Here is a 20,322-nt window from a genome sequence, read left to right on the forward strand (position 1 = left end):
CCCCGCCCGGACCTCACCGGCCACCGGCCCCACTGCTCTCCTCCGCCCTTCGGACCCCGCCGGGGCCGACGTTTCAGCCCCGCTTGCTTCGGTCCCTGATCCTCTCCGCCACCCGCAGCCGTACGGGCGCGGCGCGCCGGTTCTCCTCGATCTCCGCCTCCGTGGCCAACTCGGCACCACGGGTGATCAGCTTGAGCCAGGGCTGGTGCTCCTCCGGGATGAACGGCAGCCCCGGCGGCGCGGTGTTGGTCGCCCCGGCGGCGAAGTACTGCTTCACCAGCCGGTCCTCCAGCGACTGGTAGGACATCACGACCATCCGACCGCCGATCGCCAGGGTCTCCAGGGCACCCGGGATCGCCCGGTCCAGGACCTCCAGCTCGCCGTTGACCTCGATCCGCAGCGCCTGGAACGTCCGCTTGGCGGGGTTCCCGCCGGTCCGGCGGGTCGCCGCCGGAATGGCGTTGCGCACCAACTCGACCAGACGCGCGCTGTTGGTGAACGGTTCCTTCTCCCGCTCCCGCAGGATCACCGAGGCGATCTTCCCGGCGAACCGCTCCTCGCCGTAGACCTTGAGGATCCGGGCCAGGTCACCGTGGCTGTACGTGTTCAGCACCTCCGCCGCGCTGATCCCCCGGGTCTGGTCCATCCGCATGTCCAGCGGCGCGTCCTGGGCGTACGCGAAACCGCGGTCCGCCTCGTCCAGCTGCATCGAGGAGACGCCGAGGTCGAACAGGATGCCGTCCACCCGGTCGATGTCCAGGCGCTCCAGCACCTCGGGGATCTCGTCGTAGACGGCGTGCACCAGGGTGGCCCGCTCGCCGAAGGGCGCCAGCCGCTCGCCGGACAGCTTCAGCGCCTGCGGGTCGCGGTCCACCGCGACCAGCCGCACCTGCGGGAACTGGGTGAGCAGCGCCTCGCTGTGCCCGCCGAGGCCGAGGGTGGCGTCCACCACCACGGCCCCGGGGCTAGAGATGGCCGGAGCCAGCGCGTCCATGCACCGCTGCAGCATCACCGGAACGTGCTTGGGGCCCGGATCGTTGGTGGTCATGCGCGGGGGCGCCCTTCCTCAGGTGCGGAGCAGCCCGACGTCCGGGAGCTCCGACCATTCTCGCCCACCGCTCCACGGCACGACGACGCGGCCCGTGGTCCCCGCCCGCTCAGGGGGAAGATCGTGACCGCCCGGCGCCGGGGAAGGTGCGCCAGGTGAGCACGGAGCGGGTGGAGGCCACGGGCCGCATCGAACGGGCCACCCAGTCCGGAGAGGCCCGGTTGACGGGCTCCGGCGGGTGTGCTCCACTGCGCCGCAACTCTATCGCGCGGACCCCGCCAGTCAATGGTCCGCTCCGGCGCACCACCCGGGCGGCCGTACGGATCACCGCAGGTCGCGGCCATGGGAGTGGCTCCGCGGAGGCCTCGACCGGGGGCCTGCGGGAGCGGCCGCGCGCCCCGTCCGTGCACCCCCTCCTCGGCCACCTCGGGACCAGGTCGGACAAACCCGTCCGAACGCACGCAGCGGCCGGTCCGTTGTGGCTATGCGCTCGATCACAGCGGCCCGATCTGTAGCTCTCCGCCCCACCGCGGCCGCCCGAATCGCACTAACGTCGCCACCATGACAGTGACCCCCGACCGGCCCACGCCGAACGCCGCTGCCGACTCCCCGAGCCCCGCCATCATCGACCGCTTCGTCACGGCCAACCGCGAGTACGCCGTGACCTTCCGGGACGGCGGCATGGACGCCCGCCCGGTGCAGCAGATCGCCGTGGTGGCCTGCATGGACGCCCGCCTCGACCTGTTCGCGGCGCTCGGCCTCGAACTGGGCGACGCACACGTCATCCGCAACGCGGGCGGCGTCGTCACCGACGACACCATCCGCTCCCTGACCATCAGCCAGCGTGCCCTCGGCACCCGCTCGATCGCGCTGATCCACCACACCGGCTGCGGCCTGCTCGGGCTGACCGAGGACTTCCGCCGCGAGCTGGAACTGGAGGTCGGCCAGCGCCCGCAGTGGGCGGTGGAGGCCTTCGTCGACCTCGACGGCGACGTCCGCCAGTCCATGCAGCGGGTCCGCACCTCGCCGTTCCTGCTGCACACCGACGACGTCCGCGGCTTCGTCTTCGACGTCCACACCGGACTGCTCCGCGAGATCCACTGACCCGGCACCACCCGGCCGACGGCGTCCGGGCATCCGGGGCTCTCCCGAGGGTGACTTCTGGCCACCTGACAGGGGAGAATGCGCCTGCCGGTCTGACCCCGAACCACCTGGGGCGGCCAGGCCGCAGGCCGCTACCCCGGCGCCGGATCCGCGACGGAACCGCCCCAGGAGCGGCCGCGTCCAGCATGGGGTGGGGTCCGGCCTCGGGGTGAGGCGGGCACAGGGTGCCAGGGAGCGTATACGGGTGACGAGCTACAGCGATCAGGCCGGTCTCGGCGGTCCCGCGGGGGGAGAACAGGGAGCCGACGGGCACCACCGGGTCGGACTTCCCGAGCTCGCCGCGGTCGTGGACCGGATCCGCGCCAACGTCGAGAGCGTGATCGAGGGCAAGCCGGAGGCCGTCCGGATCGCGCTGACCGTCCTGCTCGCCGAGGGCCACCTGCTGCTGGAGGACGTGCCCGGCGTCGGCAAGACCATGCTGGCCAAGGCACTCGCCCGCTCGGTCGACTGCACCGTCCGCCGCATCCAGTTCACGCCCGACCTGCTGCCCTCGGACGTCACCGGCACCAACATCTACGACCAGCACCAGCGCGACTTCGAGTTCCGCCCGGGCGCGATCTTCGCGCAGATCGTGGTCGGCGACGAGATCAACCGCGCCTCGCCCAAGACCCAGTCCGCGCTGCTGGAGTCGATGGAGGAGCGCCAGGTCACCATCGACGGCACCAGCTACGAGCTGCCCTCGCCGTTCATGGTCGTGGCCACCCAGAACCCGGTCGAGATGGAGGGCACCTACCCCCTGCCGGAGGCCCAGCGCGACCGCTTCATGGCCCGGATCTCGATCGGCTACCCCAGCCCCGAGGCCGAGTTCGCGATGCTCGACGTGCACTCCGGCGCCAGCCCGCTGGAGGACCTCCAGCCGGTCGCGCACGCCGCCGACATCCTCAAGCTGATCGACCTGGTGCGCACCGTCCACGTCGCCGACCCGGTCCGCCGCTACGCCGTCGACCTGGTCGGCGCCACCCGCACCAGCCACGAGCTGCGCCTGGGCGCCTCGCCGCGCGCCACCCTGCACCTGGTCCGGGCCGCCCGCGCCGCCGCCGCGCTCGACGGGCGCGACTACGTCACCCCGGACGACATCCAGCGCCTGGCCGTACCCGTGCTCGCGCACCGCCTGATGCCGACCGCCGAGACCCAGCTCAGCCGCCGCACCTCCGAGCAGATCGTGGCCGACCTGGTCGCCCGCCTGCCGCTGCCGCGCCCGCAGGGTGGCCCGGCCGTCCGGAGGGGCTGAGGTGGCTTCGTCCGACCCGACGTCAGGACTGCGGGCCGGGCTGCGCGGCCTCACCACGCGGGGGCGCTCCTTCCTCGCCGCCGGCGTCACCGCGGTGATCTGCGCCTACGTGCTCGACCAGGACGCGCTGCTGCGCGTCGGCGTGCTGCTCGCCGCGCTGCCGCTGGTCGCCGCGATGGTGGTCGCCAACACCCGCTACCGGGTGGCCAGCGGCCGCCGGCTGAGCCCGCGTCGGGCGGTGGCCGGCCAGGAGGCCCGGGTCCACCTGCGGGTCGACAACGTCTCCCGGGTGCCCACCGGACTGCTGCTCCTGGAGGACAAGGTCCCCTACGTGCTCGGGCCGCGCCCGCGCTTCGTGCTGGACCGGGTCGAGCCGCGCGGCCACCGCGAGGTCTCCTACCGGGTCCGCTCCGACCTGCGCGGCCGCTACCCGCTCGGACCGCTCCAGCTGCGGCTGTCCGACCCGTTCGGGATGTGCGAGGTGAACCGCTCCTTCTCCGCCTCCGACGTCCTCACCGTCGTCCCCCAGGTCCAGGCCCTGCCGTACGTGCGACTGAGCGGCGAGTGGGTCGGCCAGGGCGAGAGCCGTTCCCGCACCCTGGCGCTGGCCGGCGACGACGACGTGATCCTGCGCGAGTACCGGCCCGGCGACGACCTGCGCCGGGTGCACTGGAAGTCCACCGCCCGGTACGGCGAGCTGATGGTGCGCCGCGAGGAGCAGCCGCAGCGGGCCCGGGCGACCGTCCTGCTGGACACCCGGGAGATCGGCCACCGGGGCACCGGCCCCGCCTCCTCCTTCGAGTGGGCGGTGAGCTGCGCCGCCTCCGTCGCCGTGCACCTGCTGGAGCGCGGCTACCAGACCCAGCTGCTCACCGACACCGGCCAGTGGGTGCCCGGGCCCGGCACCGGCGGCAACTCCGGGGCCGACGCCTCCGGCCTGATCCTGGACGCGCTCGCGGTGGCCGACCTGTCCGACGGCGGCGGGCTCTCCCGCGCCGAGGAACCGCTGCGCGCCGGCGGCGAGGGGTTGCTGGTCGCCGTCCTCGGCGAGCTCGACGAGGCGCAGACCGCCCGGCTCGCCCGGCTGCGCAGCCGTACCGGCGGGGCCATCGCCTTCCTGATCGACACCGGCACCTGGGCGGGCCTGCGGATGCTCGCCCCCGACACCGGCGGCGACGAGTTCCGCGCCCGGGTCCGGCAGCTGCGCGCGGCCGGCTGGACGGTCCTGCCGGTCGGCTCCGGGGACTCCGTCCCGGACCTCTGGCGGGCCGCCGACGGCGCCAAGACGACCTCCCCCTACCGAGAAGAGGCCGGCGCGTGACGACCCGGGCCAAACTGACCGTGTACTCGGCGCTGGCCACCGCCCTGGCGTCGCTCTGCCTGACCCCGCTGCTCACCACCAGGAGCTGGATCACCCACGCCTTCCTGGTGATCGCGGTGATCGCGGCGGTCGGCGCGGGCCTGCGCCGGTCCCCGCTGTACCGCTGGACGGTGCCGGTCGGCCAGCTGCTGGTGCTGTTCCTGCTGATCCTGATGGGCTTCGCCGGCTCCGGGTCGCTGCTGGGCGGCCTGGTGCCCGGGCCGTCCTCGCTGCGCGTCCTCGACCGGGTCTTCGGCTCCGGTCTGGACGACATCCAGCAGTACGCCATCCCGGCGCCGCCCAACGCCGGCCTGCGGCTGATCCTGGTCACCTCGGTCGGCCTGGTCGCCGTCGTGGTGGACACCGTCGCGGTGACGTACCGGCGTTCGGCGCTGGCCGGGCTGCCGCTGCTGGCGCTGTACTCGGTCGGCAACGGCCTGGCCGGGGACCGCGGCAGCTGGATCTGGTTCGGCCTGGCGTCGGCCGGTTACCTGGTGCTGCTGTTCGCCGAGGGGCAGGACCGGGTCTCCCGCTGGGGCCGGGTCTTCCGCGGCAACTCGAACTCCTCGCGCGGCACCGACAGCACCCGCGCGGTCGGCCTGGGCGGCCAGCAGGTCGGCATCCTCGCGCTAATCGTGGCCCTGCTGCTGCCGGTCCTCCTGCCGCACTGGGACTCCGGTCTGCTGCACCCCGGCTCCGCGGCCGTGGGCAAGAACGCCATCGGGGCGGCGACCAGCCTCGACCCGCTGGTCAGCCTGGAGTCCGAGGTCACCAAGCCGACCGACAACGAGCTGCTCACCTACACGCTCGACAGCGAGCTGGCCGACCAGATCTACCTGCGCACCGGGGCGCTGGACCAGTTCGACGGGACCAATTGGAAGCTCGGCAGCACCACGGTCAACGACCTCCAGACCACCCTGCCCACCCCCGAGGGCCTGCGGGACGTCAACATCCCCCGGATCGAGGGCGACTTCCAGATCAGCGACCGGCTGGAGAAGAGCTGGCTGCCGATGCCCTACCCGGCCGCGTCCGTCCAGCTCCCCAACCGGGCCGACTGGAAGCTCGACCCGCTCACCCGCACCGTCGTCCCGACCAACGACCGGGCGATCCGCGGCCTGCGCTACCACGTCAGCTCGCTGGACGTGCGGCCCACCGCCAATGACCTGCGCACCGCGGCGGCCGCGCCGCAGGACATCCGGGACCACTACACCGGCCTCCCCTCGGACCTCCCCCCGGTCGTCGCGCAGCAGGCCCGGGAGGTCACCGCCAAGGCGCAGAACGACTACGACCGGGCGATGGCGCTGGTGAACTGGTTCACCGGCCCGCAGTTCCAGTACGACACCGCGGTCACCGGCGGCACCGGCAGCAACGCGATCGCGGTCTTCCTGCGCGACCGCAAGGGCTTCTGCGTGCACTTCGCCTCCACCATGGCGGCGATGGCCCGCACCCTGAAGATCCCGTCCCGGGTGGCCGTCGGCTTCACCCCCGGCGACGCCAAGGGCGGCAACGTCTACTCGGTGACCGGCCGGATGTACCACGCCTGGCCCGAGCTGTACTTCGCGGGCTACGGCTGGCTGCGCTTCGAGCCCACCCCGAGCCGCGGCGTCCAGCCCCGCTACTCCGAGCAGTCCACCACCCCGACCACCGTGCCGACCCAGCGCCCGACCGCCGGCGCGCAGAGCTCGGCGCCGGTTCCGGCCCCGACCACCAGCAAGGACTGCGACGCGAAGCAGCGCCAGCTGGGCGAGTGCGGTGGCAGCAGCAAGGCCGTCAGCACCGCCTCCGACGACTCCTGGCTGCTGTCCGGGCAGGTGCTGGGCACCGCCGCCACGGTGGCGCTGGTGATCGCGCTGCTGCTGGTCCCGATGCTCTGGCGGGCGGCGCTGCGCCGGCGCCGACTCGGCGGCGGTGGGCGGCGCGGGCCCGGCGGCGGCCCGGCCGAGCTGACCGACGCCCAGGTGCTGGCCGCCTGGGACGAGCTGATCGACTCCGCCTGGGACCTCGGAATTCCCCCGGACGAGTCACGCACCCCGCGTTCGACCGCCCGGCGGATCACCGAGAAGGCGGAGCTGGACGCGGACTCGGCGGCGGCCACCGGGCGGCTGGCACTGGCCACCGAACGGGTGCTCTACGCCCCGTCCGGCCAGGTCACCACCGCCCCGCTGGCGGCCGACGTCCGCACCGCCCGGCAGGGCCTGCGGGCCACCGCCGGCCGGGTCGAGCGGGCCAGGGCGGTGCTGCTGCCGCCGTCCTCGGCCCAGCTGTGGTGGCGGATCTCCGACGCCCTGCGGACGGCCCGGACGGCGATCGGCACCCGGGTCGGCCGGGTGTCCGCGGCGGTCTCCGGCCCGGTGCGGCGGGTGCTCTCCCGGCGGAGCCGCGGCCCGGAGTCCTGAGCGGGCTCCGGGGGATCCCCGAGGGGGTCCCGAGCCGTTCCGGAGCAACGCGAACGCCGGGGGCGGGCAGTCGATCCGACTGCCCGCCCCCGGCGTTCGTCCAGCGTGTGCGCGCCCCGGCGGGCGTGCCGTGTGCGGCTCAGAAGCCGCCGGTCTGCTCGTCCCGACGGCGCTGCCAGCGCTGTTCCACCCGGTCCATCATCCCGGCCTTGCGGCGCGGCGCGGCGGCCGGCCGGGGGCCGGAGCCCTGGCCGGCGGGCCCGCGGCGCCAGCCGGTCACGGCGAACACCGCGCACCCGAGCATCACCAGGAAACCCACGACGCTGACCCAGATCTGATCGGGGACGACCATCCCGCCCATCAGCAGGCCGATGCCCACCACGAAGCCGGCGATGGCCAGGTACACCCGCCGGCGGGTGTAGGTGCGCAGCCCGGTTCCCTCAAGCGCCGTCGCGAATTTGGGATCTTCGGCATACAGCGCTCGCTCCATCTGGTCGAGCAGTCGCTGCTCGTGCTCCGAGAGCGGCACGGAGTCCTCCTACTCGTCGGTCGCGGGTGCGACCGGTCCGCCACCCCGGTCGGGGAGGCAAAGTCCAATCAGCCATCGGGGCACACGGTCGGACGCCTGTGCGGGGGGACCCGGCCCGTGTCGTCCATATGCCCCACGTATCCGGCTGTCATGCTTTCCGGCTTTACCCAGATCATACGGTCCGTGGGCCCGTTACGGGGTGGTCTGCGCCGCGTGGGACGGGCCACTTCGACCGGGCACGGCCGCACCCGTCCCAACGCGACAAGGTCCGGACAAGTGCCCGAACGGGTGGAATCGGTTCGGACCTGGGCAGGTTCCGGACCACACGGACGAGGCCTGCAGGCATCCGGGAAGCGAACCGCCGCCGGACGGTGTGCGAACCGTACGGCGGCGGGGAGGTCTCGCGACGGCTCAGGCCAGGGTGGCCAGCAGGTGCAGCTGGGTCGCCACGGCGTGGAAGGCGGGCTGCGCGGCGGCGGCCTCCTCCAGCTTCAGCAGCGCCTCCAGCGCGCCCGGCTCGGCGTCCACCAGCACACCGGGGACGAGGTCGGCGAAGACCCGGACGCCGTGCACCGACTCCACCCGCAGGCCCGCGCCCTCGGCCAGGCGGCCCAGCTCCTCGCCGGTGAAGCGGCGCGGCATCGGGTCCTGCTCGCCCCAGCGGCCGTCGGTCCCGGACAGCACCGTCCGGGCCTCGGTGAAGTGCCCGGCCAGCGCGCGGGCCAGCACGGCGCCGTTGCGGTTGGCGGCCAGCAGGCTCACCAGGCCGCCCGGGCGCAGGGTGCCGGCCAGGCTGCCGAGCGCCTCCGCCGGGTCGTCCACGACCTCCAGCACGCCGTGGCAGAACACCGCGTCCACGGTGCCGGGGGCGATCAGCTCGGGCAGCGTCTGGGTGTCGCCCTGGACGGCCCGGACCAGGTCCGTCACCCCGGCCTCGGCGGCCCGGCGCTCCAGCGCGAACAGAGCGTCCGGGCTCGGGTCGACCACGGTGACCCGGTGGCCGAGCTTGGCCACCGGCACGGCGAAGTTGCCGGTGCCGCCGCCGGTGTCGACCACGTCGAGCACCGGCTGGTCCAGCTCGGCCACCCGCTTCTCCAGGGCTGCCCGCACCACCTCCCACACCACGGCGGTACGCAGGGCACTGCGGGGACGCGTCGGGTACAAGGTGGGGCTCCTTGGCACGTGCAGATCGATCAGGATGCCTCCACCTTAGACCGGGCGGGTGGCGGGGCCCGTCACCCCCGGCGGCTCGTCGCCGTCCAGCGGCAGCCGTGGCGCCGGCGGGGCCGGACGCAAGCCGAGCAGGCGCTCGACCAGGCGCAGGAACAGGGCGGAGTTGCGGACCAGATCGTCGGCGTCGCGGGCCGAGGCGGCGCCCCTGATCCCGGCCTCGGCGGCGGCCCGGCGGCGGGCGCCGGCGCCGTAGTAGAGCGCCCACTCGGCCAGCTCGGGGGCCACCTCGGGCAGCACCTCCCAGGCACTGCGGATGGCCTTGCGCCGACGCGGGCTCTTCTCCGGCCGGCCGCGCACCGCGAGCACGGCCGCCACCGTGCGCAGCGCGGCCAGATGGGCGGTGGCGTACCGCTCCAGCGGGTCCTCCAGGACACGGGCCCGGGCGAGCGTGCGGTGGGCGTCGGCGAGCAGGTCGAGGGCGGCCGGCGGCGCGGCGATCCGGCGCAGTACGGGATGGACGTCCCCGCCACCCGGGCGCCCGCCCGGGGAGAACGGCAGGGCGGCGGAGTGGAGGCGGGCGGTGACGGGCTCAGGATGGCTGATGGTCATGGTCTCCCCCGTTCCGAGGCAGCGCGCGGACCGGATGGTCCGTGCCCCTCCATCGTGAACGGGACCACTGACAACGGGACCCGACCGGGTGACCGGCGGCGGGCGCGGGCCTCCCCCCGGCCCCGCACCGCCGCCGTACGCCGCCGCGCCGCCGTTCCCCCACGGACGGCGGTGGCGAGCTCCCCGTTCCGGTGGCCGATCTCCCCCCGGCCCGCTCCGCCGCCCCGTGTCGGCGGTGCAGGGCCCGTGACCGGCTCCCGTGGCGGACCTCCGCCGCCGTCCCCCGGCCCCTCAGGAACCGGTGGACGGACGGATCCGCCTCCCGGGGCGTGACGCCCGACGCGCCGCCGTCCCGAGTGGCACCACTCTCCCGTCCCGGGCCCACAGCGGGCCATCCGTTGGCGTACTCAACCCGGGATCTGAGTACGCGTACTCAGATCCGCCGGCGCCCGGGCCCGGCCGTGGCCGGAACCGGCGGGCCGACCCGGTACGTCCAGGTACGGTACGGCGTGGCCGGGGCGGCCCGGCCACGGTTGCCACAAGGAGGGGGAAGCGATGAGGAGGGGGAAGCCATGACGATCGTGCCGCTGATCTTCACCAGCGGACTCGCCAGCGGCATCAACGCCTACGCGGTGGTGCTGCTGCTCGGGCTGATGGGCCGGTTCGCCGGCGCGGACTCGGTGCCGCCCGCGCTGGAGCGCACCGACGTGCTGATCGCGGCCGCCGTGCTGTTCCTGCTGGAGGCGGTGGCCGACAAGATCCCGTTCGTCGACAGCCTCTGGGACTCCGTGCACACCGTGATCCGGCCGATCGCGGGCGCCACCGTCGGAGCGCTGATCGCCAGCGCCGACCCGGGCTCGCTCGGCGAGGTCGCGGCGGGCGCGATGGGCGGCACGACGGCGCTGGTCAGCCACCTGGTCAAGGCCTCGCTGCGGATGGCGGTCAACACCTCGCCGGAGCCGGCCAGCAACATCGCGGTCAGCCTGGCGGAGGACGTCTCGGTGGCCGGCCTGGTCTCCCTGGCGATCTTCCACCCCTGGCTGGCCGCCTCGATCGCCGCCGTCCTGCTCGCCGTCGGCCTGCTGCTGGTCTGGTTCGCGATCAGCCGGATCCGCGCCTTCCGGGCCCGCCGCCGTGAACGCCGCGCGGCCCGCGCCGCCCGCGAGGAGGGGGCGGACCGGACGTACGTCCGACGGCCCTAGGATCAGATGCCATGGCACGGATCGTCATCATCGGCGCAGGAATGAGCGGGCTCGCGGCGGCCTCCCGGCTGGCGACCCTCGGACACCGGGTGACGGTCTGCGAGGCCGGCGGCACGTACGGGGGCATGGTCGGCCGGTACGAGCGCGACGGCTTCGCCTTCGACACCGGCCCCGGCCTGCTGACCCTCCCGGCCGTCTACCGCGACCTCGCGCTGAAGACCGGCAAGGAGCCGCTGGAGCAGCTCGTCGACCTCGCCCCGGTGGACCCGGAGAGCCGGCACCTGTTCCCGGACGGCACCGCCGTCACCCTGCCCAACGCCTCCCGCGGCGGCGTCAGCCAGGCTCTGGACGCCGCCTTCGGCGCCGGCTCCGGCGCCCGCTGGAGCGAGGTCATGAACCACGGCCGGACGGTCTGGGAGGCCACTCGCCGCCCGCTCCTGGAGGAGCCGCTCCCGGCCGACCGGACGCCGCTGCACACCGACCCCTACCCCGTCCCGCCCCGGCGCGGCCTGCTCGCCCGGCTCGGCCGGCCCCGCCCGTGGACCCTCGCCGACGTCGCCGCCCGCGAACTCGGCGGCCACCCCGGCCTCACCGCCCTGCTGTCCGAGCACGCCCTGCGCTTCGGCCTACCCCCGGGGACCGCCCCCGCCGGGGCCACCGTGCTGCCGTACATGGAGCAGTCCTTCGGCGTCTGGTACGTCCGCGGCGGCCTGCGGGCCCTGGCGGACGCGGTCCACCGGCGCTGCGAGCTGCGCCGGGTGGAGTTCCGCTTCGGCACCCCGGTCACCGAGGTGGTCCTCAAGGACGGCCGGGCCTGCGGCGTCGACACCCCGGACGGCCGGATCGACGCGGACCTGGTGGTCTCCTCGATGGACACCAGGGCCCTGTTCGGCCACGGTGTCGCCCGGTGGCCCGGGCTCGACACCGAGGAGTGGGAGCCGTCCGAGGTGCCCGGCCGGTTCAGCGTGCTGCTCGCCCTGCGCGGCCCCCGGCCGGACGGCACCGCGCACCGGACGGTGGTGCACGCCGCCGACCCGGCCGCCGAGCAGAACGCCCTGACGCTCTCGGCCCCGCCGTGCGGACGCCCCACCCTCCAGGTGCTGCGCCCGGACGATCCCTCCCTGCGCCCCGACGACGCGCACGAGAGCGTGGTGCTGACCGCGACCGTCCCGGCCCAGGGCGACGTCGACTGGACGGCCCCCGGTCTCGCCGAGCACTACGCGGACCAGCTGCTGGCCCACGCCGACGCCGCCGGGCTGGGCCTGCGCGAGCGGGTGCTGTGGCGGGTCGTCCGCACTCCGGACGACACCCGCCGGGAGACCGGTGCGCTCGGCGGCTCGGTGCCCCGGCCCGCGTTCGCCGGTTCGGACGGGTGGTGGCTCCAGCCCGCCAACGAGTCGCCCGTCCCCGGCCTCTACCTGATCGGCGGAGCGGCCCACCCGGGCGGCGGACTGGCCCGGTCCGGCATGTCCGCCTGCATCGCCGCCGACCTCATCGGCCCGGCCTAGCGACCGCCGGGCCCAGACCGGGGGCTCAGCCCTGCGGCCAGGTGTTCTGCTGCTGGTAGCCGTAGGTGTGGTCGTACGACTGCTGCTGCGGGATGCCCGGCGGGTGCTGCTCGGGGTGCTGGCCCGGGTGCTGCTGGGGCGTCTGCCACTGCTGCTGCGGGTGCTGTTCCCAGCCGGGCTGCTGCTGGGGGTAGGCCTGGTACTGGTCCTGCTGGGGGTAGCCGCCGTACGGGTCCGGCTGCTGCGGGTAGCCGCCGTAGCCCTGGTCGTAGGCGAAGGCGGGCTGCTGCTGGCCCTGCCACTGCTGCTGCTCGTAGGTCGGCTGCGGCTGGGCGGTGTCGTAGCCGGCCTGGTAGGCCTCGGCGTACGGGTCGTGCGGCTGCTGCTCGTAGTAGGCGGGCGCGTAGACGCCGTCCTGGGCGAGTTCCTGCATCTCGAAGGCGGCGGTCTGCTCGACCTCGGGGACGTCCTCGGCGGCCGGGGCGGTGATCCGGGTCTCCTCGACGGCGCTGACCTCGCCGACCCGCTCCTCGCCGGCCTCGACGGCGGCCACGGCGACCGCGCCGCCGGTGAGGGCCCCGAGCAGCGGCACCTTGGCGAGCGGGCCGGGCAGGGCGCCGTCGGCCTTGCGCAGCGACCAGCCGGCCCGGTACCCGCGCTTCACGGAGAGGGTGACGAAGGTCTGGCCGAGCGCGAACAGCACGGCGCCGGCGCCGATCACCGGGACCGAGCCGAGGGTCATGCCGGCGGCCACTGCGAGGAAGCCGACCAGGGCGAGGGCCCGCCAGTGCAGCGGGGCCCGGTTCTGCAGCAGGACCTCGGCGACCAGCCAGAGCGCCACCACCGCCAACGCGACGTACAGCAGCAGGTACCCGATGCCCATCCGCCCGCTACCTCCAGTCGCGTGCCCGCGCTCGCCGCGCGTGTGCGGCGACTGTACCGGTTCAACGGCCGGGGTACCGCATCGCGTTCCCGCCGGCCGCGGACCCGGCGCACACGACCGAGCCCGTCACCGTCGGGGCGGTGACGGGCCGGTGAACGTCCGGTCTCGCGGGGTCCGGTCAGGCGTGGCGCTGGTGCAGGCCGAGGTTCTGGTAGATCTCCAGCGTCGCCGTGGAGTGGTTGAGCGTGATGAAGTGCAGGCCCGGCGCGCCTTCGGCGAGCAGGCGTTCGGCCATCGCGGTGGCGTGCTCCATGCCGATGGCGCGCAGCGCCGCCGGGTCGTCGATGGCGGCCCGCAGGCGGGCCTCCAGGTCGGCGGGGAAGGCGGAGCCGCTCAGCTGGGGGAAGCGCTCCAGCTGCTTGGCGTTGGTGACCGGCATGATCTCCGGGATGATCGGCGTCTCGCAGCCGGCGGCGGTGACCCGGTCGCGCAGCCGCAGGTAGTCGTCGACCTCGAAGAACATCTGGGTGATCGCGTAGTCGGCGCCCGCCCGGATCTTCCCGACGAAGTGCCGGATGTCGTCGTCCCAGTCGGTCGAGCGCGGGTGCATGTTCGGCGAGGCGGCGACGCCGACGCAGAAGTCACCGATGCCCTTGATCAGCTCCACCAGCTCGTACGCGTAGGTGACGCCGTCCGGGTGCCGGACCCACTCGCCCAGGGGGTCGCCGGGCGGGTCGCCCCGGACCGCGAGGACGTTGCGGACGCCCTGGTCGGCGTACTGGCCGATGATGTTGCGCAGCTCGGCGACCGAGTGATCGACGGCGGTCAGGTGGGCGACCGGGGTCAGCGTGGTCTCGGTGGCGATCCGGCCGACCATGTTGACGGTGCGCTCGCGCGAGGAGCCGCCGGCGCCGTACGTCATGCAGACGAAGTTGGGGTCGAGCGGTTCGAGCCGGCGGATGGCGTCCCAGAGCTTCTGCTCGCCGACCTCGGTGCGCGGGGGCATGAACTCGAAGGAGAAGGACCGCTTTCCGGCCGCCAGGAGCTCGCGGACCGTCAGTGCGCGATCCGGTCTGGTGGAAGCGATGCCGAGTGCCATGCTGGCAGGTTATCGGGCGTTCGAAGGAGCCGGACAACTCGGTACCACGGATTGAGACAAGTGGCGGACGCCATTCCACTCGACATTCCACCCGAGGTTTCGACCACCCGGGGCCGCTTCCGACCGGCGCCCGGGCCGACGAGGGCCGGCGCCCGCCCTGGCCCGCACTCCAACTCGCACATCCGTTCCCGGCTGCCCCGCTACGCTTGCTGCACCCCAGCGAACCAGCGGAGCCTCATCGTGACCTCGTCCAGCAACCGGCCGGCCAACCCCATTGACGTGGAGGACGTCCGCGCGCGCGTCAACGCCGCCCTCGCCGCGTTCATGGACGACCAGTCCGCCCTGCTGGGCACGATCTCCCCGCAGCTCGCCCCCGCCGCCGACGCCCTGCGCGACTTCCTGCTGGACGGCGGCAAGCGGCTGCGCCCGGCCTTCTGCTACTGGGGCTGGCGCGGCGCCGGCGGCCCGGCCGACGGCGAGGGGATCGCGAACGCGGCGGCCGCGCTGGAGCTGCTCCAGGCGAGCGCCCTGGTGCACGACGACCTGATGGACCGCAGCGACACCCGCCGCGGCCTGCCCTCGATCCACCGCCGCTTCGAGGCGCTGCACCGGGACAGCGGCTGGCGCGGCGACCGCGAGCAGTACGGCGCCTCGGCGGCGGTGCTGCTCGGCGACCTGCTGCTGATCTGGTGCGACGAGCTGTTCCTGCGCTCGGGCCTGGAGCCGGCCGCGGTGCTGGCCGCCAAGCCGGTGTTCGACCTGATGCGCACCGAGGTCATGGTCGGCCAGTACCTGGACGTGCTGGAGCCGGTGGCCGGCGACTCGGCGGACGAGGGCGCGCTGGAGCGGGCGCAGACGGTGCTGCACTACAAGTCGGCGAAGTACACGATCGAGCGCCCACTGCAGGTCGGCGCGCTGCTGGCCGGGGCCGGCCCGGAGCTGGTGGCGGCGTTCGGGGCGTTCGGGCTGCCGCTGGGCGAGGCCTTCCAGCTGCGGGACGACCTGCTCGGCGTCTTCGGGGATCCGGCGGTCACCGGCAAGCCGGCCGGGGACGACCTGCGCGAGGGCAAGCGCACCCTGCTGGTGGCGCACGCGATGCGGGGTCTGTCGGCCGCCGACGCCCGGTACCTGGACGAGCGGCTCGGCGCCCCGGACCTGGCGTCCGAGGAGGTCGCCGGGCTGCGCGCCCTGGTGGCCCGCAGCGGGGCGCCCGAGCGGGTGGAGCGCCGGATCGACGAGCTGCTGCGGCAGTCGCTGGCCGCACTGGAGGCGGCGCCGCTCGTCGACGGGCGCGCCCGCGCGGTGCTGCTGGCGCTGGCCGAGGCCGCCACCGTCCGCAAGTACTGAGAAGTCCGCCAGTACCGGGGACGGCGGCGGCCCGCGCGCCGGGGGTCAGGCCGAACGCACCCGCCGGGACAGTTCGGCGGCGGCGGCCCGCGGGTCGTCGGCGGCGGTGATGGCGCGGACCACGACGATCCGGCGGGCTCCTGCGGCCAGCACCTCGTCGAGGTTGCCGAGGTCGATGCCGCCGATGGCGAACCACGGCCGGTCGGTTCTCTGCTTCGCCGCGTACGAGACCAGGCCGAGGCCCGGCGCCGGGCGGCCCGGCTTGGTCGGGGTCGGCCAGACCGGGCCGGTGCAGAAGTAGTCCACGCCGGGCTCGGCGACCGCCGCGTCCACCTCGGACTCGGCGTGGCAGGACCGCCCGATCAGCACCTCGTCGCCCAGGATCGCCCGGGCGGCCGGCACCGGCAGGTCGTCCTGCCCGAGGTGCAGCACGTCCGGCCGGGCCGCGTGCGCGACGTCGGCGCGGTCGTTGACGGCCAGCAGCCTGCCGTGGCGGCGGCAGGCGTCTGCGAAGACCTCCAGGGCCGCCAGCTCCTGCTTGGCCTCCAGCCCCTTGTCGCGGAGCTGGACGATGTCCACCCCGCCGGCCAGCGCCGCGTCCAGGAACTCGGCGAGGTCGCCCTGCTCGCGGCGGGCGTCGGTGCACAGGTACAGCCGGGCGTCGGCCAGCCGGGCGCGCGGAGAGTCCGCCGCCATCAGATCAGCATCGCCTGGGCGCGGCGCTTGACCTCGGTGCCGCGGTTCTCGCGCAGCGCCTGGATCGGGCTGCCGGGCAGCGACGGGTCCTCGGTGAACAGCCACTCCAGGATCTCGACGTCGCTGTACCCGCAGTCACGCAGGACGGTCAGGGTGCCGGACAGGTGCTTGACCAGCCCGGGACCGTCGATGAACGCCGCGGGCACCTGCAGCGACTTGTTCGGGCCCCGCCGGACGGCGATCAGGCCGCCGCTGCGCACCAGGTCGCGGACCTCGGTGACGCGGACGCCCCACTGCTCCGAGATGTCGGGCAGGTACATCCACTCGGGGACCAGGGCTTCAATCTTGCTTTCGATCTCACTCACGCCACCAGACTGCCACCTCGGGGGCCCGCCGCGCACCAGAGGCCCCGCCAGGGCGCCGTCAGGGCCCCGTCAGGGCCCCGTCAGGGCCCCGTCAAGCAGTGGCCGACTTCAGCGGCACCGCCGGATCGGCCGCCCGGGCCGGGTCCAGCGCGGTGCCGCGCTCGATCAGCCGGCGGCCCTGGGTGAGGTCGCGCGGCCGGTCGACGGCCAGCAGCGCGCTCGGCACCCCGTCGCGCAGCCAGAGCACCGTCCAGGAGGCGTCCTGCGGGCCGCCGCGCCACAGCAGTTCGTCGCCCTCGGCGTGCCGCCCGGCGTACTGGACCATCCGCCCGAACTGCTCCGACCAGAAGTACGGCACCGGGTCGTACGGCGGCGCGTCCGCGCCGAGCACGGCGGCGGCCGCGGCCTCGCCGGACTGCAGCGCGTGGTCCCAGTGCTGGACGGCCAGCCGGGCCCCGGCGCGGGCGGACGGGTAGCTGACGCAGTCGCCGGCCGCGAAGACGCCGGGCAGGCCCGTCCGCAGCCGCTCGTCCACCAGGACCGCGCCGGTCTCGTCCAGTTCGACGCCGGAGCCGGCCAGCCAGCCCGTCGCGGGCCGGGCGCCGACGCCGACCACCACCTCGTCGGCGGGCAGGTGCGAGCCGTCCGCCAGCAGCACCGCGCCGGGCTCGACGGCGGCCACGCCGACCCCGCAGCGCAGGTCGACGCCGGCCTCGGCGTACCAGGCGGCCATCGCCGAGCCGACCTCGGTCGGCAGCGCGCCGGGGACGGGCGCGGGGCCCGCCTCGACCACGGTCACCTCGCAGCCCGCGGCGCGCGCCGCGGTGGACACCTCGGCGCCGATCCAGCCCGCGCCGACCAGTACCAGCCGCCGACCGGGCCGCAGCAGGGCGCGCAGCGCCAGCGCGTCGTCCAGGGTGTGCAGCAGGTGCGCGCGCTCGGCGCCGGGCAGGGCGCGCGGGGTGGCGCCGGTGGCGATCACCAGCGCGCCGTACGGGAGGTCGCCGTCGTCGGTGTGCAGCACGCCGGGGGTGAGGCCGGTGGCGCGGCGGCCGGTGAGCACCTCGATGCCGAGGTGCGGGTAGTCGATGTCCAGGGTGGTGGCGTCGGCCTTGCCGAGCAGCACGTCCTTGGACAGCGGCGGCCGGTCGTACGGCGCGTGCGGCTCCTCGCCGACCAGCGTGATCCGCCCCGGCCAGCCACCCTGCCGCAGCTTCAGGGCGCACTGCGCCCCGGCCAGCCCGGCCCCGACGACGACCACCCGATCCGTTCCGCTCAGCTCTGCCACGCCCGTCACTGTACTCAGCGGCCCCGGGCGCCCCACCGGCCCGTCCACCCTTCGTACGGGCCTTCGGCCGGGCCGACCCCGGCGTTATGGTGGGGACACCATCACGGGAGCCCGGCGTACCGGGCTGAGAGGCGGGCTGGCACGGCCCGCGACCGTCCGAACCTGATCCGGGTCATACCGGCGAAGGGAGAAGAGCAGCTTTGTCACGCTTGCCCGAAAGCACCCGTGCCGACGTGCTGGTGATCGGCGGGGGCATCATCGGCCTCGCCGTCGCCTGGCGCGCCGCGCAGCTCGGACTGAAGAGGATCCTGGTGGTCGACCCCTCCCCCGGCGGCGGGGCGGCCGGGGTCGCGGCCGGGATGCTCGCCCCGGTCACCGAGCTGCAGTACGGCGAGGAGCCGCTGCTGCGCCTCGGGATGGCCTCCAACCGGCGGTACGGGGACTTCGCCGCCGAGCTCACCGAGGCGAGCGGCGGCCTGGACACCGGGTACCGCCGGTGCGGCACGATCGCGGTCGCGCTGGACTCCGACGACCGCGAGGAACTGCGCGAACTGCACGCCTTCCACCAGCGGCTCGGCCTGGACTCGGCCTGGCTGACCGGCCGGGAGGCCCGCAAGCTGGAGCCGATGCTCGCCCCCGGCGTGCGTGGCGGCCTGCACGCCGCGGACGACCACCAGGTGGATCCCCGCCGCCTGCTGACCGCCCTGCTGGCCGCCTGCGAACGCGCCGGGGTCGTGATCCACCGCGCCGAGGCCGTCGGGCTGCTGGTCGAGAACGGCCGCGCGGTCGGCGCCCGCCTCGGCCCGCAGGAGACCCTGACCGCCGAGCAGGTGGTGCTCGCGGCCGGCCCGCACAGCCACCGGTTGCCCGGGCTGCCCGAGGGCGTGCTGCCGGCGATCCGCCCGGTGAAGGGACAGATCCTGCGGCTGCGGATCCCCGAGGCGTACCGGCCGTTCCTGTCCCGCAACGTCCGCGCGGTGGTGCGCGGCCGACACCTGTACCTGGTGCCCCGGGAGAACGGCGAGCTGGTGATCGGCGCGACCACCGAGGAACAGGGCTACGACACCACGGTCACCGCCGGCGGGGTGTACGAACTGCTGCGCGACGCCCACGAGTTGGTCCCGGGCATCACCGAACTCCCGCTCGTGGAGACCTCGGCGGGGCTGCGGCCCGGCTCGCCGGACAACGCCCCACTGCTGGGCCCGACCGCGCTGCCCGGACTGGTCGCCGCCACCGGCCACTACCGCAACGGCGTGCTGCTCACCCCGGTGACCGCCGACCTGCTCGCCGAGTACCTGGCGACCGGCGAACTGCCCGACCTGGCAAAGCCGTTCACGCCCACCAGGTTCTCCCCCGACCGCTCCACCACGAAGGCCTCCGCATGACCGAGATCGCACTGACCGTCAACGGCGAGCCCCGCCGGGTGTCCGCCACGACCACCCTCGCGGAGGTGGTGGCCGGCCTCAGCGCCGCCCACAGCGGTGTCGCCGCCGCACTCAACGAGACCGTGGTGCCCCGCAGTTCGTGGCCCGACACGGAACTCTCGGCGGGCGACCGGATCGAGATCCTCACCGCCGTCCAGGGAGGCTGACCATGGCCGACGACCAACTCACCATCGCCGGAACGCCGTTCGGCTCCCGACTGATCATGGGCACCGGCGGCGCGCCCAGCCTGGAGATCCTGGAACGGGCGCTGCTGGCCTCCGGCACCGAGCTGACCACCGTGGCGATGCGCCGGGTCGACACCGGCACCCAGGGCTCCGTCCTGGACGTGCTGACCCGCAACGGCATCCGGGTCCTGCCCAACACGGCCGGCTGCTTCACCGCCGGCGAGGCCGTGCTGACCGCCCGGCTGGCCCGCGAGGCGCTCGGCACCGACTGGGTGAAGCTGGAGGTGATCGCCGACGAGCGGACCCTCCTGCCGGACCCGATCGAGCTGCTGGACGCCGCCGAGACCCTGGTCGACGACGGCTTCACGGTGCTGCCGTACACCAACGACGACCCGGTGCTGGCCCGCAAGCTGGAGGACGTCGGCTGCGCGGCGATCATGCCGCTGGGCTCGCCGATCGGCTCCGGCCTGGGCATCCGCAACCCGCACAACTTCCAGCTGATCGTGGAGGGCGCGGGCGTCCCGGTGATCCTGGACGCGGGCGCCGGCACCGCCTCGGACGTCGCCCTGGCGATGGAACTGGGCTGCGCGGCGGTGATGCTCGCCTCCGCGGTGACCCGGGCCCAGGACCCGGTGCTGATGGCCGAGGCGATGCGGCACGCCGCCGAGGCGGGCCGGCTCGCGCACCGGGCCGGCCGCATCCCGCGCCGTTTCCACGCCGAGGCCTCCTCGGCGATGGCCGGCCGGGCGAGCCTGGACACCCGCGAGCACCCGGCGTTCTGACGCCGCGGGAGCCGCGTGTCCCGTGTCACAAGC

Annotated in this window: 19 protein-coding genes and 1 riboswitch; of the genes, 10 read left to right on the plus strand and 9 right to left on the minus strand. The window is 74.7% G+C overall.

Annotation, left to right across the window (positions count from 1 at the left end):
• Positions 1-73: 73 nt before the first annotated feature.
• Positions 74-1,048, minus strand: coding sequence for a 16S rRNA (cytosine(1402)-N(4))-methyltransferase RsmH (rsmH, locus tag ACIOJE_RS21015; protein ID WP_280674472.1), 975 nt, complete (start codon positions 1,046-1,048; stop codon positions 74-76).
• Between the two features lie 561 nt (positions 1,049-1,609).
• Here rsmH and ACIOJE_RS21020 point away from each other — a divergent pair.
• The 4 genes from ACIOJE_RS21020 to ACIOJE_RS21035 all read left to right on the plus strand — a co-directional run bounded on the left by ACIOJE_RS21020 (position 1,610) and on the right by ACIOJE_RS21035 (position 7,199).
• Positions 1,610-2,152, plus strand: coding sequence for a carbonic anhydrase (locus ACIOJE_RS21020; RefSeq protein WP_280674474.1), 543 nt, complete (start codon positions 1,610-1,612; stop codon positions 2,150-2,152).
• A gap of 346 nt (positions 2,153-2,498) precedes the next feature.
• Positions 2,499-3,443, plus strand: a complete 945-nt coding sequence (locus ACIOJE_RS21025) for a MoxR family ATPase (RefSeq protein ID WP_280674820.1) — start codon at positions 2,499-2,501, stop codon at positions 3,441-3,443.
• A gap of 1 nt (position 3,444) precedes the next feature.
• Positions 3,445-4,764 carry a DUF58 domain-containing protein gene (locus tag ACIOJE_RS21030; protein ID WP_400777820.1) on the plus strand — a complete coding sequence of 440 codons (1,320 nt, stop codon included), beginning with the start codon at positions 3,445-3,447 and terminating at the stop codon, positions 4,762-4,764.
• Positions 4,761-7,199 (plus strand): DUF3488 and DUF4129 domain-containing transglutaminase family protein, encoded by a 2,439-nt coding sequence (locus tag ACIOJE_RS21035; RefSeq protein ID WP_400777822.1) that lies wholly within the window; start codon positions 4,761-4,763, stop codon positions 7,197-7,199. Before ACIOJE_RS21030 ends, ACIOJE_RS21035 begins: the two co-directional genes overlap by 4 nt.
• A gap of 139 nt (positions 7,200-7,338) precedes the next feature.
• Here the strand turns inward: ACIOJE_RS21035 and ACIOJE_RS21040 are convergent, their stop codons facing one another.
• The 3 genes from ACIOJE_RS21040 to ACIOJE_RS21050 all read right to left on the minus strand — a co-directional run bounded on the left by ACIOJE_RS21040 (position 7,339) and on the right by ACIOJE_RS21050 (position 9,504).
• On the minus strand, positions 7,339-7,728 hold the full coding sequence (locus ACIOJE_RS21040; protein WP_280674480.1) for a DUF3040 domain-containing protein: 390 nt from the start codon (positions 7,726-7,728) through the stop codon (positions 7,339-7,341).
• 411 nt (positions 7,729-8,139) lie between these two features.
• Complete coding sequence (locus tag ACIOJE_RS21045; RefSeq protein ID WP_280674482.1) at positions 8,140-8,892, minus strand: methyltransferase domain-containing protein; 753 nt, start codon at positions 8,890-8,892, stop codon at positions 8,140-8,142.
• Between the two features lie 45 nt (positions 8,893-8,937).
• On the minus strand, positions 8,938-9,504 hold the full coding sequence (locus tag ACIOJE_RS21050; RefSeq protein ID WP_400777903.1) for an SAV_6107 family HEPN domain-containing protein: 567 nt from the start codon (positions 9,502-9,504) through the stop codon (positions 8,938-8,940).
• Between the two features lie 578 nt (positions 9,505-10,082).
• Here ACIOJE_RS21050 and ACIOJE_RS21055 point away from each other — a divergent pair.
• Both ACIOJE_RS21055 and ACIOJE_RS21060 read left to right on the plus strand, forming a co-directional pair.
• Positions 10,083-10,712: a DUF4126 domain-containing protein gene (locus tag ACIOJE_RS21055; protein WP_280674486.1), complete on the plus strand. Its 630-nt coding sequence runs from the start codon at positions 10,083-10,085 to the stop codon at positions 10,710-10,712.
• An 11-nt stretch (positions 10,713-10,723) separates the two neighbouring features.
• Complete coding sequence (locus ACIOJE_RS21060; RefSeq protein ID WP_400777825.1) at positions 10,724-12,220, plus strand: phytoene desaturase family protein; 1,497 nt, start codon at positions 10,724-10,726, stop codon at positions 12,218-12,220.
• Between the two features lie 25 nt (positions 12,221-12,245).
• Here ACIOJE_RS21060 and ACIOJE_RS21065 read toward each other — a convergent pair whose 3' ends face one another.
• Both ACIOJE_RS21065 and metF read right to left on the minus strand, forming a co-directional pair.
• Positions 12,246-13,103, minus strand: a complete 858-nt coding sequence (locus tag ACIOJE_RS21065; protein ID WP_280674494.1) for a hypothetical protein — start codon at positions 13,101-13,103, stop codon at positions 12,246-12,248.
• 178 nt (positions 13,104-13,281) lie between these two features.
• Entirely contained in the window at positions 13,282-14,202 is a 921-nt protein-coding gene (metF, locus tag ACIOJE_RS21070; protein WP_280674496.1) for a methylenetetrahydrofolate reductase [NAD(P)H], read from the minus strand.
• Between the two features lie 240 nt (positions 14,203-14,442).
• Here metF and ACIOJE_RS21075 point away from each other — a divergent pair, with 240 nt between their 5' ends.
• A complete protein-coding gene (locus tag ACIOJE_RS21075) occupies positions 14,443-15,549 on the plus strand; it encodes a polyprenyl synthetase family protein (protein WP_280674498.1) in 1,107 nt (368 codons plus the stop codon).
• A gap of 45 nt (positions 15,550-15,594) precedes the next feature.
• Here the strand turns inward: ACIOJE_RS21075 and thiE are convergent, their stop codons facing one another.
• The 3 genes from thiE to ACIOJE_RS21090 form a co-directional block, all read right to left on the minus strand.
• Positions 15,595-16,245 carry a thiamine phosphate synthase gene (gene thiE, locus ACIOJE_RS21080; RefSeq protein WP_400777828.1) on the minus strand — a complete coding sequence of 217 codons (651 nt, stop codon included), beginning with the start codon at positions 16,243-16,245 and terminating at the stop codon, positions 15,595-15,597.
• A complete protein-coding gene (locus ACIOJE_RS21085; RefSeq protein ID WP_280674507.1) occupies positions 16,245-16,610 on the minus strand; it encodes an Rv2175c family DNA-binding protein in 366 nt (121 codons plus the stop codon). The genes thiE and ACIOJE_RS21085 overlap by 1 nt, the downstream gene beginning before the upstream one ends.
• Positions 16,611-16,701: 91 nt before the next feature.
• Positions 16,702-17,907 (minus strand): FAD-dependent oxidoreductase, encoded by a 1,206-nt coding sequence (locus ACIOJE_RS21090; RefSeq protein ID WP_280674509.1) that lies wholly within the window; start codon positions 17,905-17,907, stop codon positions 16,702-16,704.
• 84 nt (positions 17,908-17,991) lie between these two features.
• Positions 17,992-18,104: riboswitch (TPP riboswitch) on the plus strand.
• Positions 18,105-18,107: 3 nt separating this feature from the next.
• On the opposite strand from ACIOJE_RS21090, the gene thiO reads away from it, so the two are divergent.
• The 3 genes from thiO to ACIOJE_RS21105 are packed head-to-tail and all read left to right on the plus strand — an operon-like array spanning position 18,108 to position 20,289.
• Positions 18,108-19,283, plus strand: coding sequence for a glycine oxidase ThiO (gene thiO, locus ACIOJE_RS21095; RefSeq protein ID WP_400777830.1), 1,176 nt, complete (start codon positions 18,108-18,110; stop codon positions 19,281-19,283).
• Positions 19,280-19,489, plus strand: coding sequence for a sulfur carrier protein ThiS (thiS, locus tag ACIOJE_RS21100; protein WP_280674513.1), 210 nt, complete (start codon positions 19,280-19,282; stop codon positions 19,487-19,489). Before thiO ends, thiS begins: the two co-directional genes overlap by 4 nt.
• Before the next feature lie 2 nt (positions 19,490-19,491).
• Positions 19,492-20,289 carry a thiazole synthase gene (locus ACIOJE_RS21105; RefSeq protein ID WP_400777832.1) on the plus strand — a complete coding sequence of 266 codons (798 nt, stop codon included), beginning with the start codon at positions 19,492-19,494 and terminating at the stop codon, positions 20,287-20,289.
• Positions 20,290-20,322 lie beyond the last annotated feature (33 nt).

This window comes from Kitasatospora sp. NPDC087861 (assembly GCF_044742585.1).
Taxonomy (GTDB): Bacteria; Actinomycetota; Actinomycetes; order Streptomycetales; family Streptomycetaceae; genus Kitasatospora.

Coding starts and splice junctions, on each gene's coding strand:
- ACIOJE_RS21020 (WP_280674474.1), top strand. CDS start 1,610: ATGACAGTGACCCCCGACCGGCCCACGCCGAACGCCGCTGCCGACTCC.
- ACIOJE_RS21060 (WP_400777825.1), top strand. CDS start 10,724: ATGGCACGGATCGTCATCATCGGCGCAGGAATGAGCGGGCTCGCGGCG.
- ACIOJE_RS21055 (WP_280674486.1), top strand. CDS start 10,083: ATGACGATCGTGCCGCTGATCTTCACCAGCGGACTCGCCAGCGGCATC.
- metF (WP_280674496.1), bottom strand. CDS start 14,202: ATGGCACTCGGCATCGCTTCCACCAGACCGGATCGCGCACTGACGGTC.
- rsmH (WP_280674472.1), bottom strand. CDS start 1,048: ATGACCACCAACGATCCGGGCCCCAAGCACGTTCCGGTGATGCTGCAG.
- thiE (WP_400777828.1), bottom strand. CDS start 16,245: ATGGCGGCGGACTCTCCGCGCGCCCGGCTGGCCGACGCCCGGCTGTAC.
- thiS (WP_280674513.1), top strand. CDS start 19,280: ATGACCGAGATCGCACTGACCGTCAACGGCGAGCCCCGCCGGGTGTCC.
- ACIOJE_RS21105 (WP_400777832.1), top strand. CDS start 19,492: ATGGCCGACGACCAACTCACCATCGCCGGAACGCCGTTCGGCTCCCGA.
- ACIOJE_RS21065 (WP_280674494.1), bottom strand. CDS start 13,103: ATGGGCATCGGGTACCTGCTGCTGTACGTCGCGTTGGCGGTGGTGGCG.